The 13,981-nt window shown below is 69.6% G+C and carries 9 protein-coding genes; 4 read left to right on the top strand and 5 right to left on the bottom strand.

Features of this window, described 5'->3' with window-relative positions; translation table 11 throughout:
• Positions 1-57 precede the first annotated feature (57 nt).
• From ACFYWY_RS13290 to ACFYWY_RS13280, 3 genes are all read right to left on the bottom strand, one after another.
• Positions 58-7,614, bottom strand: coding sequence for a SpvB/TcaC N-terminal domain-containing protein (locus ACFYWY_RS13290; RefSeq protein WP_389184355.1), 7,557 nt, complete (start codon positions 7,612-7,614; stop codon positions 58-60).
• 530 nt (positions 7,615-8,144) lie between these two features.
• A complete protein-coding gene (locus ACFYWY_RS13285) occupies positions 8,145-9,116 on the bottom strand; it encodes a hypothetical protein (RefSeq protein WP_389184352.1) in 972 nt (323 codons plus the stop codon).
• A 112-nt stretch (positions 9,117-9,228) separates the two neighbouring features.
• The gene (locus tag ACFYWY_RS13280; protein WP_389184349.1) at positions 9,229-10,119 is read right to left on the bottom strand and encodes a helix-turn-helix domain-containing protein; all 891 of its coding nucleotides are present in this window, start codon (positions 10,117-10,119) and stop codon (positions 9,229-9,231) included.
• Positions 10,120-10,271: 152 nt separating this feature from the next.
• On the opposite strand from ACFYWY_RS13280, the gene ACFYWY_RS13275 reads away from it, so the two are divergent.
• The gene (locus ACFYWY_RS13275) at positions 10,272-10,658 is read left to right on the top strand and encodes a hypothetical protein (protein WP_389184346.1); all 387 of its coding nucleotides are present in this window, start codon (positions 10,272-10,274) and stop codon (positions 10,656-10,658) included.
• A 90-nt stretch (positions 10,659-10,748) separates the two neighbouring features.
• Here the strand turns inward: ACFYWY_RS13275 and ACFYWY_RS13270 are convergent, their stop codons facing one another.
• The gene (locus ACFYWY_RS13270; RefSeq protein ID WP_389184343.1) at positions 10,749-11,645 is read right to left on the bottom strand and encodes an RNA polymerase sigma factor SigF; all 897 of its coding nucleotides are present in this window, start codon (positions 11,643-11,645) and stop codon (positions 10,749-10,751) included.
• Between the two features lie 227 nt (positions 11,646-11,872).
• On the opposite strand from ACFYWY_RS13270, the gene ACFYWY_RS13265 reads away from it, so the two are divergent.
• Together ACFYWY_RS13265 and ACFYWY_RS13260 are read left to right on the top strand one after the other, a co-directional pair.
• Entirely contained in the window at positions 11,873-12,169 is a 297-nt protein-coding gene (locus ACFYWY_RS13265; protein WP_389184340.1) for an STAS domain-containing protein, read from the top strand.
• Positions 12,166-13,089, top strand: a complete 924-nt coding sequence (locus tag ACFYWY_RS13260; protein WP_389184337.1) for an anti-sigma factor RsbA family regulatory protein — start codon at positions 12,166-12,168, stop codon at positions 13,087-13,089. Before ACFYWY_RS13265 ends, ACFYWY_RS13260 begins: the two co-directional genes overlap by 4 nt.
• Positions 13,090-13,126: 37 nt before the next feature.
• Here the strand turns inward: ACFYWY_RS13260 and ACFYWY_RS13255 are convergent, their stop codons facing one another.
• On the bottom strand, positions 13,127-13,387 hold the full coding sequence (locus ACFYWY_RS13255) for a DUF5133 domain-containing protein (protein WP_389184334.1): 261 nt from the start codon (positions 13,385-13,387) through the stop codon (positions 13,127-13,129).
• A 323-nt stretch (positions 13,388-13,710) separates the two neighbouring features.
• Here ACFYWY_RS13255 and ACFYWY_RS13250 point away from each other — a divergent pair, with 323 nt between their 5' ends.
• Positions 13,711-13,881, top strand: coding sequence for a hydrophobic protein (locus tag ACFYWY_RS13250; RefSeq protein WP_326654632.1), 171 nt, complete (start codon positions 13,711-13,713; stop codon positions 13,879-13,881).
• The last annotated feature ends 100 nt before the right edge of the window (positions 13,882-13,981 follow it).

The raw sequence follows: 13,981 nt of genomic DNA, 5'->3' as shown, positions 1-13,981 counted from the left end.
CGTCCTTTCGCAAGCTCAGAGGTGATGGTGTGTCATCAAGGGCTCGTGGGCGGATGTTCAGGGACGGCTGCTGAGCCAGCGGTACAGATGGAACAGGCCGACCCCGACGGCGGCGATCGCACCCGCGGCGAGCAACAGCGGCGCACCGAAGATCACTCCGGCGGCGATGGCAAGCCCGGCGGCGACGCCGACGACGCCCGCGGCGACGCCCGCGGTGTCGCCCGCCTGGTAGGCCCGGTAGCCGTAGACACCGGATGCCGCGGCGATGCCCAGGCCGCCGAGCACAAGTCCCGCGCTCATCGCGCTGACACCGGCGACCGTGGCCCCGGTGCTCCCCAGCGCGTACAGCTCCAGGCCTCCGCCGGCGGTGCTCAGGGCGTCGCCGACGCCCATGGCCCAGTCGCCGCGCTCCCAGTCCTGGTAGAGCGAGTAGGCGGAGAGTCCGGTTCCGACGACGGACAGGCCCGCACCGACCTGCCCCCACCTGCCGGGCAGGCCGCGGATGTGCTCGGGGGGCAGGGCGTTCGCCGGGATCTTGCGCCCGCGTCCCGGCTGAAGCGCGGTGGTGATGTCGTTCGCGCTGCTCGCCGACACGTCCGTACGCGTGACGACGACCGGCTGCGGACGCCGGGTGCCCGCGGCTGCAGGGTTGTCCCTGATGTAGTTCGCGGCGGCCTTGGCGGCCTTGCGGGTGACGTCGCCCTTTCGCGCCACGTCGGTGGACTTCACCTGCTGGACCGCGGTGTCGGTCATGAGGTCCATGTCCTTGCCGCTGTCCCGCCAGGGCACGCCGTACATCCATTCCAGGATCTGACCGCGCCGGCTTCCTGGTCTGCCCTGCTTGGGGAAGTCGTACTCCCAGATGAACCGTTCCGCGGCGGGTGCGGCCTGGGCGGCCGCCGAACCGGTGACGGAGGGCGCCGCCTCAGGCTCTGCGGCCGGTTCGGGCGGTGGAGGCGGCTCCGGTTCGGGCGCGGCGGCCTGCTGTCCGCTCTGCCCGCTGCCCGGCGCGGCATCTGCCTCCCCTACGGTCACCGGGGCATCGGGGACCAGTACGTTCCACACGCCGCCCTGGTCGCCCTGCGGGGCCACCCAGTAGTCCCGGAAGTTCTGCGCGGTGACCGCCGGGTTGAGGTGCCAGCCGGGGATGCCTCGCGCAAGGGAACTGACCTGGCCGAAGCTCTCGCGTCCGGTGACCGGATGGGGTTTGACGAGGACCATCTGCGAGTCGAGGCCGTCCGGGTCGGCCCGCATCACCGGGTTGTTGCGGCAGTAGCGGTAGAGGTTGAGCCCATCGACGAATCCCGCCGGGTCCGGGCCGGTCCAACGGCCCAGCCATGGCGCGTAGTAGCGCGCCCCGACGTAGTACAGACCGGTCTCCTCGTCACGTTCCTTGCCCGCGAAGCGGTAGCGCTTCAGGCTCAGGTCGGTGCCCGGACGGCCGCTGCGGTAGGCCGTGGTGCCGTAGGGGTGGTACTCCTCGTACGAGAGGGGCCGACCGCTCTCGTCGGTCTCCAGGGTCGCCGATCCGAGATGGTTGCCGTACTGGTAGCGGATCAGCGGGGCGCCGAGCGGATTGGCCGGATCGCTGCCGCGGTCGTCGCGGACCTTGATGTCGACCTGGGCGATTCGGCCGGCGTCGTCGGACAGGTGCAGGGTGTGCCGTTCGTAGAACGGCGCGCCGGTCCCCTGCCGCCGGCGGTGGATCTCCAGCGGGCCCAGGTAGATGTGCTCGATGATCTCCCCGCCGGGGCGTTCGACCACCTTGCGGGTGCGCTGCCCGTCGCCGCCGTAGCGGTAGTGGGCCACTCCCCCGCCCCCGAGGTCCGCGCGGCGCAGTCGGTCGAAGGCGTCCCAGGCCAGTTCGTCGGGGGTCGCGGTACGCAGCCGGGTCATATTGCCCCGGGGATCGTGGTCGTAGGTGGCGGTGTAAGGCCCCGCGGTCGGATCCCCGGGACGGCTGGTGGCGGACAGGCGGTTGGTGAGGTTGGCGGGGTCGTCCTGGTAGGCGTAGCGGTAGCGGCGGGTCCACAGGTCCCCCACGGCGCGGTGGCGCATCGCGGTGAGGTTGCCGAGCAGGTCGTACTCGTAGCTCTCGCTGTACGTGCGAACCGCCGCCGAGTCGTTGACGTGCGGCAGCTGCGTGACGGGCGCGAGGTCGGCGTCGGTACGCGTGGTGTCGTTGCCGCCGCCGGCGTGCTCACGGCCGAAGGCCCGTACGAGCTGGTAGAGGGCGTCGTACTCGTAGCGGGCCGTTGCCTCGACGACCTGGTTCGCGAAGAAGTGGGTCTGCTGGGCACTGTCGCGGACTTGGGTGACATTGCCGACCGGGTCGTAGGTGTAGTGCAGGTCCTGCAGGGGGGTTGCGGGCTCGCCGGTGACCAGGCCGGTCAGGCGCAGCGTCGCCGGGTCGTAGGTGTACCGGGTCAGCAGGTCGTTTCCGTAGCGGGCGAAGCGGCGCCGGCCCAGGGCGTCGTAGTCCTGCTCCTTCAGGAAGGTGACCGGGGCGCCCTGGCCGCCGATGCGCGCCGCGATCGAGGCGGGCCGACCGGAGTCGTCGTAGGTGGGGACGATCTCGGTGCCGTCCGGGAGCGTGAGGCGGACCGGACGGCCCAGCGCATCGTGGGCGGAGGTCGCGCTCAAGGGCTCCGCGCTGTTGAGCAGGGGTGCGGCCGCCGTCTGCACCGCCTGGTAGGAGGAGGCGGCCGCCACCGGGCTCCAGTCGGCTTCGGTGGCGTGGTCGCGGGACAGGAGACGCTCCACCTCGGTGGGGTTGCCACGGAAGTCGGCGCGCAGGATGCGTACCGCACCGTCGGAGTCGAAGACCTGGTGGGCGGTGCCCAGCAGGTTGCGCTCGGCGGCCTCCGGGTGCCGGTCGCCGTACACGGTGTGGCGGAAGACCGTCTCCGTCCCGCCGGGCGGGCGGACCAGGCCGCTGACCGGGCGGCGCAGCGCGTCGTACTCGGCACGGAAGACGCGGCCGTGTTCGTCCCACATCCGCACCAGGCCGCCGCCGATATCGGCGAAGGTCCAACGCCGGCCGCGTTCGGCGCTGTCGGAGAGCACAGGCGTGCCGGCCATGCCCATGAAGCCGGAGGCGACCGGACGGCCCAACTGGTCGAAGATCCGAGAGTGACGGCCCGTCAGGTCGGTCTCCGAGCGTACGGACGAAGTCGCTCCACCTCCATGGGAGGCAACCGCGAGCACGGGGCGGCCAAGGCTGTCGAGATGAGTCGCGGTGGGTGTTCCGTCGTGCTTGGCGGCCAGCCAGGCAGCCCGCCTTTCGGGGTCTGCCAGCGGCTCGGGCTCGGTGAGCGGATCGGGTCGGCCGCGCCGCTGGTACCAACGGCTTTGCCTCACGGTGTCGTTGGCGTCGTGGAACAGGCTCGACCACTGCCCGTACTCGGTGTGGGTGAAGGTGCCGTCGGGCAGTTCGGTGCGGACGGTGCGGCCCACCGGGTCGTAGAAGCGGATCGCGGTGGAGCCGATGGTGCGCATCGCCTCTTCGGCGTCGTACTCGTGGGTGGAGCTGAAGTAGGGCTCGTAACTCTTGACCGGCAGGCCCTTGTTGTTGAAGATCGTGCGTCCGGTGCCGATCCAGCGCGGGTCCGCGTGGACGGTGGAGGCAGTGCCGTCGGGGCGCACGGTGGGTGCCTCGCCCGGGGCGGTGCGGACCTTGGTCAGAGCCACCGCGCCGCTGCCGTCGAGATGTGTGTACGACTCGCGCAGCCGGGAGGCGGGGTTGCCGTGCTCCTCCTTGGCGAGTGTCCGGCTGAAGTTGGGTTTGCCGTGGCGCGTCCAGTTGAAGAGCTCGTACTCGAGGCGGGTGGTCGGGTCTGCCAGGGTGTCGCCCTCGCCCGCGCCCTCCTTGCCGAGCAGCGCCGTTTTCACGACGGAGCCCAGCGCGTCGAACCCGACCGCGGACCGGTTGCCGTTGGGGTCGGTCAGCTGGACGGGGGCCAGAACGCGGTAGTCGTTGACCACCTGGGTGGTGTTCCAGGGCGCCTGAACGACGCGGACCCGCTCGGGCAGCAGGTCGTAGGCGTCGAAGTCGGTGACCGTTTCCACACCGAAGGGGTCCCTGGCGCCGATGGGGCGGAAGAAGCGGGCGGCGGGGTCGCCGGACGGACGGATGTCGGTGCCGGAGGGGATCCACCAGTTCGCGTCGCCGGCGAAGTGCACATATCCGGCAGCGATGAAGTCGGCGTCGGTGATCTGTCCGCCGTAGTGGTCCGCCACCACGGCGGGGGTGAAGGCCAGCCGGTAGCTCTCGTATGGCAGGGCGAGGGTGTCCCACTGGCCGAGCGGCAGCGGGTCGAGCGCGTTGTCCCGGAACAGGGCGCGGTCCGCCGCCAGTTGGCGCTTCTGTACGGACGTGCCGTCGGGGTCGGCCTCGTAACCGATGGCGCTCGCACGGGCGATGCCGTCCCGCAGTTCCTGCGGGGTGAAGGCGCCGGCGGCCGGGGCCAGACCAGTGATCTCGTGACTGCGGGTCTCGAAGGCCACGCCGAGGCGGTGTGCCGGTACGGGTGTCCACGCGTCCAGGTCCGGGGTGTAGTCGGCTTCCGCGCAGGTGATGTGCAGGCGCCGCTGGTCGCGGGTGACCTCGGCTGGCAACGCCGTGTCCGCCACCTGACGCCCGTACACGACCGCGGCGGAGCGCAGGACCCGTCCGTGCGGTCCGTGTTCGAGGGCGACGGTGTGCGCGATGCGTGGATCGGAGGGGTCGCGGTCGTAGTGGCGGGTCATCGTCTCGCGGCCCTTGACGAGGAAGGCCGCGTGCGCCGCGCCGTGGGCGTGCTGCAGACGCTCGATCGCGTACGAGCTCTCGGTGACGCTGTAAGGGTGGTCCTGGTCCGGGGAGCCGTCGAAGCTGTAGACCTCGCTGCGCAGCGGTAGTCCCTTCAACGCCCTTACGCATTCGCGCAGTTCCTGCGCGTCGAGGCCGTCGGGCAGCTCGGGAGCGGGCAGGTGTCGCTGCCCCAGGTAGAACTCGGCGGTGATCTTCTCCAGCAGGTCCGCACCGTCGGGGTGGGCGCCGGTGTGGAACCAGGTGCGGGTGGTGACCGGCGGCTGGTACAGGGCCGGTGCGGTCTCCTGCGCGCCGCCGGTGCGCGCCACCTCGGCGGCGTATCCCTCGTACGCCTCGGTGTCGTGCTGCTCGACCATGCCGAAGCCGCGGAACTCCCGCTCCACGCCGTCGTAGTAGCCGTGGTGGTAGGCGTAGCGGGTGGTGAAGCGGGTGCGCCGGACGTGGTCGAGGTGCTCGACCTGCTCGACGACGTGCACCGGGAACGGAAGGCGGGTGTGCCAGGGCCGCCCGTCGCGCCGGTCGGCGAGATAGAAGGCGGTCGAGGGGGCGTAGCGGACGCGGGTCTGGGCGCCCATGTGGTTGTCGGCTCCGACCAGCAGGTGCGGCTTGGTGCCGCCCATGAGGTCGATGTAGCGCAGCGGGTCGTCCGCGTCGGCGGGCAGCGGTGAGGACCACACCAGGCAGGCGGTGCCGTTGCCGAGCAGGTCCGCGGTGCGCACCTGGGCGGGCCGGCCGAGGTGCGGCAGGGCGGGCAGCTGGTAGGCGGGCCCCCAGGCGTTGCCGGAGCGGTTGTACCAGAGCCGCACCCCGTCCGGGGAGACGTAGAGCAGGTCGGTGGTGCCGGAGCCGTCGACGTCGGCGAGGTGGAGATTGCGCGGGTCGAAGCGGTCGGGGGTGTCGAACAGCGGGGCGTCGCTCATGACGACAGGGGCGCCGAACCGCCCGTATCCGAGATTGGGCCAGTAGCGCACTTCTCCGCTGCGGACGCGCACCAGGTCGGTGAGGCCGTCGCCGGACATGTCGGCGAGGAAGAGGGTCTGGGTGCTGTCGCCGAGCAGCGGGCGCGGGCCCGCGCCGTCCTCGTCGGGGTGGGGAGCGCCCTGCGGGTCCCCGAAGCCCCGGGCGCCGAGCGCGGGATACCAGACGACACCGGTGTCCTGACAGGTCAGCAGGTCCGCGAGGCCGTCGCCGGTGAGGTCCATCAGCTGGGTCGAGGCGGCACGGAAGTCGATGTCCGGCACGGCCGCGAACGGGGTGAAGGCCTCCCAGCCCTCGCCGTCGGCGGTGCGCTCGTGGAAGCCGCGCGGCTCGCCACCAAGGCGTACCAGATCGATCCGGCCGTCACCGCCGAGGTCGGTCAACTGATGGAGCGGGGCGCGCAGTTGCATCGATGGCTGCGTGCCAAGGCGCCGCAGCGGGCCGAGCCGGCCCTCGCCGAGGCTCGGCTTGTAATACCAGGCGCCGCCCTGCTCGCTGAGCACTCCGGGCAGCCCTTCGCCGTCCAGGTCGACCCATTCGCAGAGGGTCTCGTCCAGGCCCGCGGGCAGGTTCTCCCGGCTGCCCTCGTCAAGGCGCCGCACCTCGGTGCTGATCCCGGCCCGGGTGTACGTGAAGGTGAGCGGCGGCAGCGACTGGCTGGTGTATCCGCCGCCGGCGGCCCGCCGGAATCCGCTGCCGGTGACCGATTCGAGGAAGGAGCCGCCCGGGTGGCCCCGCTGTGCGTCGCCGGGCACTCCCTGGGTGTCGGGCGCGGCCCGGTAGGCGAAGGCGGTGGCGGCGACGAGACAGTCCCGGCCCACCCCCGGCTCGCCCGGGAAGTGGTGGAACATCAGCACGCGCCGGCACAGCCGGTAGGTGCGTACCTCGAAGCCGGGGCGGTGGGTCGAGAACGGGTCGGCGCGGCAGAGCCAGGGTCCGGTGGGGGCCGGTGTGGGGGTCTCGTCCTGGTGCTCGCCGTAGTCGAAGACCACTTCGAACATCCAGCCCGCGTCGCGCAGCGCCTCCGGCGTGACATCCACCGGGCGGCGCCCGTTCCGGTCGAGCAGCGGAACTTGATTGCCGTAACGAACGCTCTTCAGATACCGGTTCGCGGTGCGTGCAGAGCTGTCCCTGCCGCCGCGGCCCCGTTCATGAGGGAGCGTGACGTCGACATCTTCGGCGTCCTCGCGCTTGTAGCGGTACTGGACGGCGTTTCCCCGGTCGTCACGGGTCTCGCACAGCAGCCAACTGAACACCCGGTGCGGGAAGTCCGGGTCGGCGATGCGCGATTCGCTGTCCCGCCCGTACACACTCAGGACGTTGTCCGCCGACAGGACCCGCCAGTGCACTTCTCCGTCGGCGGCCCGAGTCCAGCGCTCGATGCGGGCGAAGCCGGCTTCGATGCGCGGCCGGTAGCGGCGCACGGTGTATCCGGCGACCTCGCTTTCCCGGTCCTCGTGGCCGGGCGGAAAGGGAACTAGATCGTCCGCACCGCTCAGCACGAAGACATCTGAGTCCTCGGCCTCCCGGTAGCGGGGAAGGCCGGTCTCCGTGCGTCGGGTGACGGAGGGCACGGACAACTGCCAGCCCAGCCCGAACGGACCGTTTCCGGCTCCGGAGTCGTACGAGAGTGAAAGCGAAGGCGTCAATTCACGCGCCGCACTGGTCGCAATCGGAACGGACATCCGGCCGGTACCGCTCACCGGATCGGCGGCGAATTTCTCTCCGATTCCCCGAATGGCGCCCCCGCCCTTGGGCAGCGAGACGGCGGGAGCCATAGGCCGCCCGTCGCCTTCGCGCTCCGTCCCCCTGAGTTCGTCCACGAAGCCCCCTCGTCCCGCGTCTCACGACCGGGTAGGACCAACCTGCGCTCCAGGCAAGAATGAGCCAGTCCAAAGGGACACGTAAAGGGCGAAATCTGGAAGGCCCGCTCAGTGATTCAAGCGGAACAGGCGTACCCACAGACATCCGTACGACAATGATCCACAAGGCATCCTCCCCCCATGCCCGTTCGCACGGAGGGGGCGAGTAATTGCAGCCCGACCCAACACAAGGACGGTTCCGGAGGAATGCTAATCGAATTCTCCTGCTCTGTCTGACTCTGCGTATCCTCGGGTGGAATCCAACAGACCTTCACTCTCCGTCGGGGCACGCTGAATTGGCATCGCGCACCAGGCGCGAACGCGATGCATGCCGGAAAATTCGGCTCGTTTCGCTCTTACCAGCCCCAGGCCTCGGCCACATGGGGGTGCGGGCCTTCGGTCAGCTCCCAGATGACGCTGACGTCGCCCAGCCTGATCTCCTTCGCGGTCTCGTTCATCGTGCGCTCCGTGCGCTCCGTGTGGTTCGGCGGTCAGCGGTTGTGCGGGAGACGGGCCAGCAGCAGATTGGGATCGGTGGCCGTGGTGTAGGCGGCGCTGGGCACGTAAGCGGTGCCGCGGCGCAGTGCGACCGAGGTCGGGTTCTGCAGACCGTCGGCGGCGGTCAGGACGGTGGACACAGCGCCGTTGCCCCGGATGCGGACTACCGTGTTGGGGGCGTTGAGGGCCGCAAGGATCTCGTCGCCATTGCCGGTGAAGGCGAAGTCGTCGATGCCGGCGAGGTTCGTGGCCCTGGTCTGGACCGGGCCGGGCCGGTTGCCCGGCCGGAACGGGATGCGCAGCACAGTGCCCTTGTCGAGATTGGTCACCCACAGCGCACAGTCGTGGATCTTGAGGCCGTTGGCGCCGAGGAAGCCGGCGGGAGCGAGTTCTGCCGCGGAGGACCACGTGGCCGGCGCACCACCGGCGGCGGGGACCGTGAAGATCGTGCCGAGCACGGAGTCGGCGATGTAGAGCACGCCCTTGCGCTCGTCCAACGCCAGCCCGTTGGGCAGGCCGCCTGCGGGCAGCGCGGCGATGCGGTGCGGGGTGCCGCCCGGGCGCAGTCGCCACAGGCCGGTCAGGTCTTCGGTGCCGCTCGCATAGAGGAAGTACAGCGTTCCGTCATGGGCCCGGGCGATGCCGGTGGTCAGCGCGAAGCCGAGGACCGGGGTGTTCACTCCGCCGTCGGCTGGAGCCGGCATGGTGGCCAAAACCCGCGTCCTCCCCGCAGGGGTGACAGCCGCCACCTGCCGACTGGCCGCGAAGGTGACGTAGGCCGTGCCGTTGGGCTCCAGCGCGATGTTCTCCGGCATCTGCCCTTGCGCCAGATCGAAATGCGCGGCAAACCGGGTCTTGATCACCGGATCGGTGCCGGCCGACGCCGGGGCCACCGTGAAGGCGGCCAGGGTGACCACAGCGGCCGCCGTGGCTGCGCCGGCGATTGTTGCCAGTTTCATTTTCATGTTCCTTCACGGTTTTCGGGCGTGCGGTATCCACACGCGAAATACGGGGTGATCACGGTGAGTTCAGCGAACTGATCCGTACAGGCAGAACCGTTTGTCTGCGCCGCTTCGACTACGCCGGATTGCTGGAGCGAGCGGGAACGCCATCCTCCTGGTCGGTCCGCACGCTGTGCATCAGCAGCGTCATGGCGGCCTGGGAGGGCGAACCGGGCTCGGTGGTGGCGACGACGATGTGCTGCCCAAGTTCGGTGTGCAGGGTCTGCTGAGTGACTTCCAGGCTGCCCACCAGCGGATGCAGCATTTCGTAAACTGCGGCGCCGCCGGCCTTGACCCGGTGATCGGCCCACAAGGATGCGAACTCGGCGCTCTTGACCGTCAGCTCGCCGATCAGCGCGGCGAGAGCGGCGTCATCCGGGTGCTGACCGCATGCGAGGCGCAAAGTGCCGACCACGGCTTTGGCCTTGGCCTGCCAGTCGGCGTACAGGGCGCGGGTGTGCCCGTCGAGGAAGAGCAGGCGGGCCATGTTCGGACGCTCAGCCGGCCGGTCCGGGCTGCCCGGGTCGAGATGCCCCGCAAACAGGGCGTGACCGGCACGGTTCCAGGCCAGAACGTCACTGCGCCGACCGAGCACCACCGTCGGCACATCCGCCAGGGCCGCCACCAGTTGACCCACCGCCGGCGTCACCCGTTCCGGCACCGGTCGGCGCGCCCCGGCGCGACGCCGTGTGCCAGTGGCCAGGTCGTGCAGGTGCCGGCGCTCGGCCGCGTCCAGCCGCAGCGCCTGGGCGATCGCGTCGAGGACCTCCGGGGATGCGTTGGACGACTGCCCCTGCTCCAGCCGCGCGTAGTACGAGGCACTCACCCCGGCCAGCAGAGCGAGTTCCTCGCGCCGCAGACCCGGCACACGGCGCCGGTCACCGTACGCCACCAGACCCACGTCCTCGGGCAGCAATTGCGCGCGGCGGGTCCGCAGGAACTCACCGAGCGGTTGTTTTCCTTCCATGTCCCCGAGTATTGGCTCCTCGGCGCGACGCATCCACACCCTGCCAGGGATACCGTCCATCGAGCTGAGGGAGGACACGCTTACCGACAATCACAGCCCGAGGTCGTGACATCGCCCGCCGTGGCCGCCCACGCCATACTACGGTGACGAGCATGAGCGCCGACGACATCAGCCCCGGCAGCCAGTGGCCGCTTCCTCCGGCCTGGATGTTCACTTGTACCGACTGTGTTCGCCTCTACAAGACGATGAAGGAGATCCGGGCCGTTACGGACGAGCTCTGGCTCACCGGGGAACGCGGAGTGGACTGGGACCCCTTCGACAGCGCGGTGGGCGCGCAGATCCGTCTGGCCCGCCACCTCGCATCCGCCCACCAAGACCTCCTGCCGGACTGGGATCCGGCCTGCCCACGGTGCACGGAGCACCGGAACAGTCTGGTTGAACGGGGCCAGTCGGACCTGTTGCGGGGAAGGGCGGAAGCCGCTCGCGAGCATCGCGCGTACCACGTCTTCGCACCGCCACACGGAGTGGGACTCATGTAAGCGGCCGGGCGTAACGGACTCGGGCCGCCTTGCTCGCGGGATGCCGGCGCCTGCCCCCGGTGGGCCGGCAGGGCCGAGGTCAGTTACTGGTCAGGCGAACATGCCGGTGCGAAGCGTGGCGAGCGTGCGCGTGAGGAGTCGGGAGACGTGCATCTGGGAGACGCCCAGTTCTGCGCCGATCTGAGACTGGGTCATCTCCTGGCCGAAGCGCATCTCGATGATGCGTCGCTCCCGGTCCTCGAGCTGTTCCAGGAGGGGGGCCAGGGTATGCAGGTCCTCCATCGTCTCAAGGGCGGGGTCCGGCTCTCCCAGTACGTCGGCGATCGTGCGCGCCTTGCCGGCCTGGCCCTCGTCGCCGAGGTCGTTGGGCATGTCGAGGGAGCCTGCGATGTAGCCGTTGGAGGCGACGAGGCCTTCGATGACCTCGTCCTCGCTGAGCTTCATATGCTCGGCGAGTTCCTTGACCGTCGGGTCGCGGTCCAGGCCGCCTGCGAGCTGTTCCTTTGCCTGGGCGATCTCCACGCGCAGCTCCTGCAGGCGCCGGGGGACGTGGACGGCCCAGGTGGTGTCGCGGAAGAACCGCTTGATCTCGCCGACGATGCAGGGGATGGCGAAGGAGGTGAACTCGACTTCGCGGGACAGGTCGAAGCGGTCGATGGCTTTGATGAGCCCGATGGTGCCGACCTGGATGATGTCCTCCATGTCGCCGCTGCCGCGGTTACGGAAGCGGCTCGCGGCGAACCGCACCAGGGAGAGGTTCATCTCGATGAGGGTGTTGCGCGCGTACTGGTACGCCTGGGTGCCCTCCTCGAGGACCTGAAGCCGGTCGAAGAACAGCTTCGAAAGGGCCTTCGCATCTTTCGGGGCTACCTTCCCCGCGTCCTCGATCCAGGGCAGCTCATCGATGCCGGTCGGCGCGCCGATCGGAGAAGACGCTCCGGCCTCGGACTGCGCGGTGTCGGCCGTCTGTACAGAAGTCTCTGTCATGTCTCCAGCCATTCCCTCGTCGTGCGCTCTTCCCTGACCGCGCCTTCCCGGACGTGAGTGCTCTATGCCTCTCGCCCTTGTTCTGCCTGGTTCTGTGCGATCTGGGGAACGCGGTGGGGATAGGGTCAGCGAAGCTGGGACGATGCCGACTCTGTGGGGGTGGGACTGTGGATGCCTCACTCGGTGCGGACCCGCCAACAGCATCATTGCCGCGCAGGTTGGCCGTATTGGAGATCTGTCCGCTGACGGACAGGCCGGGAGTGCACGCGGCCGGTGAGATCACTCTGACCACGCGCACGGCGTGGGAGCGGGCACTGGAGGGAATGGCCGTCGGGGGTGGGGACGTTTACCTGGATCTGTCTGCGGTGACGTTCATTGACGTCGCGGGTGCGTCCGCCGTGGCGGTCGCGGCCCAGCAGCTGGGCAGCGGCAGGCGCATGGTCCTCAAAGGGCCGCCGCCCGCGCTGCTGCGCGCTTTGGAGATGTTCTGGCCCGGCTTGGCGGCGATCGAGGTGACGACGTGACGCACTCGACTGAGTCTTTCGTCCACCCTGCGCTGTTCTACCGGAATAGCCAGGAGTACCTGGCCGGGACTGTGCCGTTCATCCAGAAGGGTCTCGCTGTAGGCGAGCCGGTGGCGGTAGCGGTCCCCGGGAGCAACGTCCAACTGCTGCGCGCAGAGCTGGGGAAAAGCGCCGAAGCCGTGCAGTTCATCGATATGAAAGAGGCCGGGCGCAACCCGGGAAGGATCATTCCCAAGGTGCTGCGGGCCTTTGCGGACACCCCTCCCAGCGGGCGGGTGCGGATCATCGGTGAGCCGATCTGGCCCGGCCGCACTCCGGCCGAATACCCCGCCTGTGTCCAGCACGAGGCACTGATCAACACCGCGTTCCGCGGACGGGAAGTCACCATCGTCTGCCCCTACGACGCCGCACGGCTCGATGCTGCGGTGCTCGCCGACGCGTACGCCACGCACCCCGTCGTGGTCGACGCAGGACGCGAGGAGTACAGCGACACGTACGACCCGGACCGCGTCGTTGCCGCCTTCAACCAGCCGCTGGCGCGCCCGCTGCGGGCCGCCGGGTTCGCCTTTGAAGCCGAACGCCTGCCCGATGCAAGGGACTTCGCGGTCGCGCAGGCCAAGCGCCTGGGTCTGGCGGGTGAGCGTGAGGACGACTTCGCCCTGGCTGTCGCCGAGCTGACCACCAACAGCGTGGTGCACGGTGGTGGATCAGGCACCGTATGGGTCTGGGGCGAGGGCGGGCAGGTCCTGTGCGAGGTGACAGACTCAGGGCAGCTGAGTGACCCACTGGCGGGCCGCCGTCCGCCCCTGCGCGACCAACTGGGCGGCCGGGGCCTGCTGATGGTCAACTACCTAACCGACCTGGTCCGCGTCCACACCGGCCCGGAGGGCACCGCGATCCGCTTCCACCTCGGGCGCTGACCGGGACAGAGCCATGCCCGGGGTGTGCCGATACCTGTCACACAGCGGCCGGCCCCGCGGCTGGGCTCGGTCGGGCGCTCAGCAAGGAGTCGTCCTCGGTGCGGGCCCCGGGGAGCCGGTGGCGGGCCGCGACAAGAGCGGCGTCGATGTCGCAGGTGCCGGTCGAGACGCACAACGTGTAGGCGACATCGTCCATTCGCTGTCGCGCCTGCGATGACCCGTCCTCGGCGCGCAGCACACGCAGCGCGCCGTACTGCTCGATCAGATTGCGCAGGACGACAGGGTGAGCCATCAGCATGGGGGAGCCTCCTTCAGACAACGGCCGCTGTGGAGCGGGTTGTCTCCCGGCTACCCCCCGCCTCCCACGACATGCCGTCACGATCAAAGGAGGGACTTCCCCGGCTTCAGAAGGCCGGGGTTGTCGCGGTCCGGTGCCGCTGTCACACTGCCGACAATCCGGTGGCTGCCTGGATTCCCCTCAGATCAAAGGCCTTTGGTTCCTACGGGGCCACTCCCTCATGCGGCCACCCCGAATGCCCACAGAGCGACATGCCAAACACATAAGAATCAGCGCATGAGGGCTCAATCGCAGGGAACACGAGGTCCTGGAGGTTGATATCTATGGTTCCCCTGCTTCTCGTTCTCTTGCTCGCGCTGATTCTCTTCGGTGCCGGATTCGCATTGAAGGCACTGTGGATCGTGGCAGTGATCGTGCTCGCCGTATGGCTGCTCGGTTTCGTCATGCGCTCCGCCGGAACCGGAGGAAGTCGCGGCCGCTGGTACCGCTGGTAGGGCACGACCCCAGATCCGCAGGGCGGCCCCGGACATCCGTGTCCGGGGCCGCCCTGCGCTGTGTTTGTTTCTGGTCGAGTCGGTCAACCGACAGCCACCC

The organism is Streptomyces sp. NPDC002870 (genome assembly GCF_042888505.1).
Classification (GTDB): Bacteria; Actinomycetota; Actinomycetes; order Streptomycetales; family Streptomycetaceae; genus Streptomyces.
This window is presented reverse-complemented; position numbering and strand designations above follow the sequence as displayed.

What these genes read in the sequence shown, in the direction of transcription:
- ACFYWY_RS13285 (WP_389184352.1), bottom strand. Translation starts at nt 9,116, where the DNA reads ATGAAAATGAAACTGGCAACAATCGCCGGCGCAGCCACGGCGGCCGCT.
- ACFYWY_RS13275 (WP_389184346.1), top strand. Translation starts at nt 10,272, where the DNA reads ATGAGCGCCGACGACATCAGCCCCGGCAGCCAGTGGCCGCTTCCTCCG.
- ACFYWY_RS13280 (WP_389184349.1), bottom strand. Translation starts at nt 10,119, where the DNA reads ATGGAAGGAAAACAACCGCTCGGTGAGTTCCTGCGGACCCGCCGCGCG.
- ACFYWY_RS13270 (WP_389184343.1), bottom strand. Translation starts at nt 11,645, where the DNA reads ATGACAGAGACTTCTGTACAGACGGCCGACACCGCGCAGTCCGAGGCC.
- ACFYWY_RS13250 (WP_326654632.1), top strand. Translation starts at nt 13,711, where the DNA reads ATGGTTCCCCTGCTTCTCGTTCTCTTGCTCGCGCTGATTCTCTTCGGT.
- ACFYWY_RS13255 (WP_389184334.1), bottom strand. Translation starts at nt 13,387, where the DNA reads ATGCTGATGGCTCACCCTGTCGTCCTGCGCAATCTGATCGAGCAGTAC.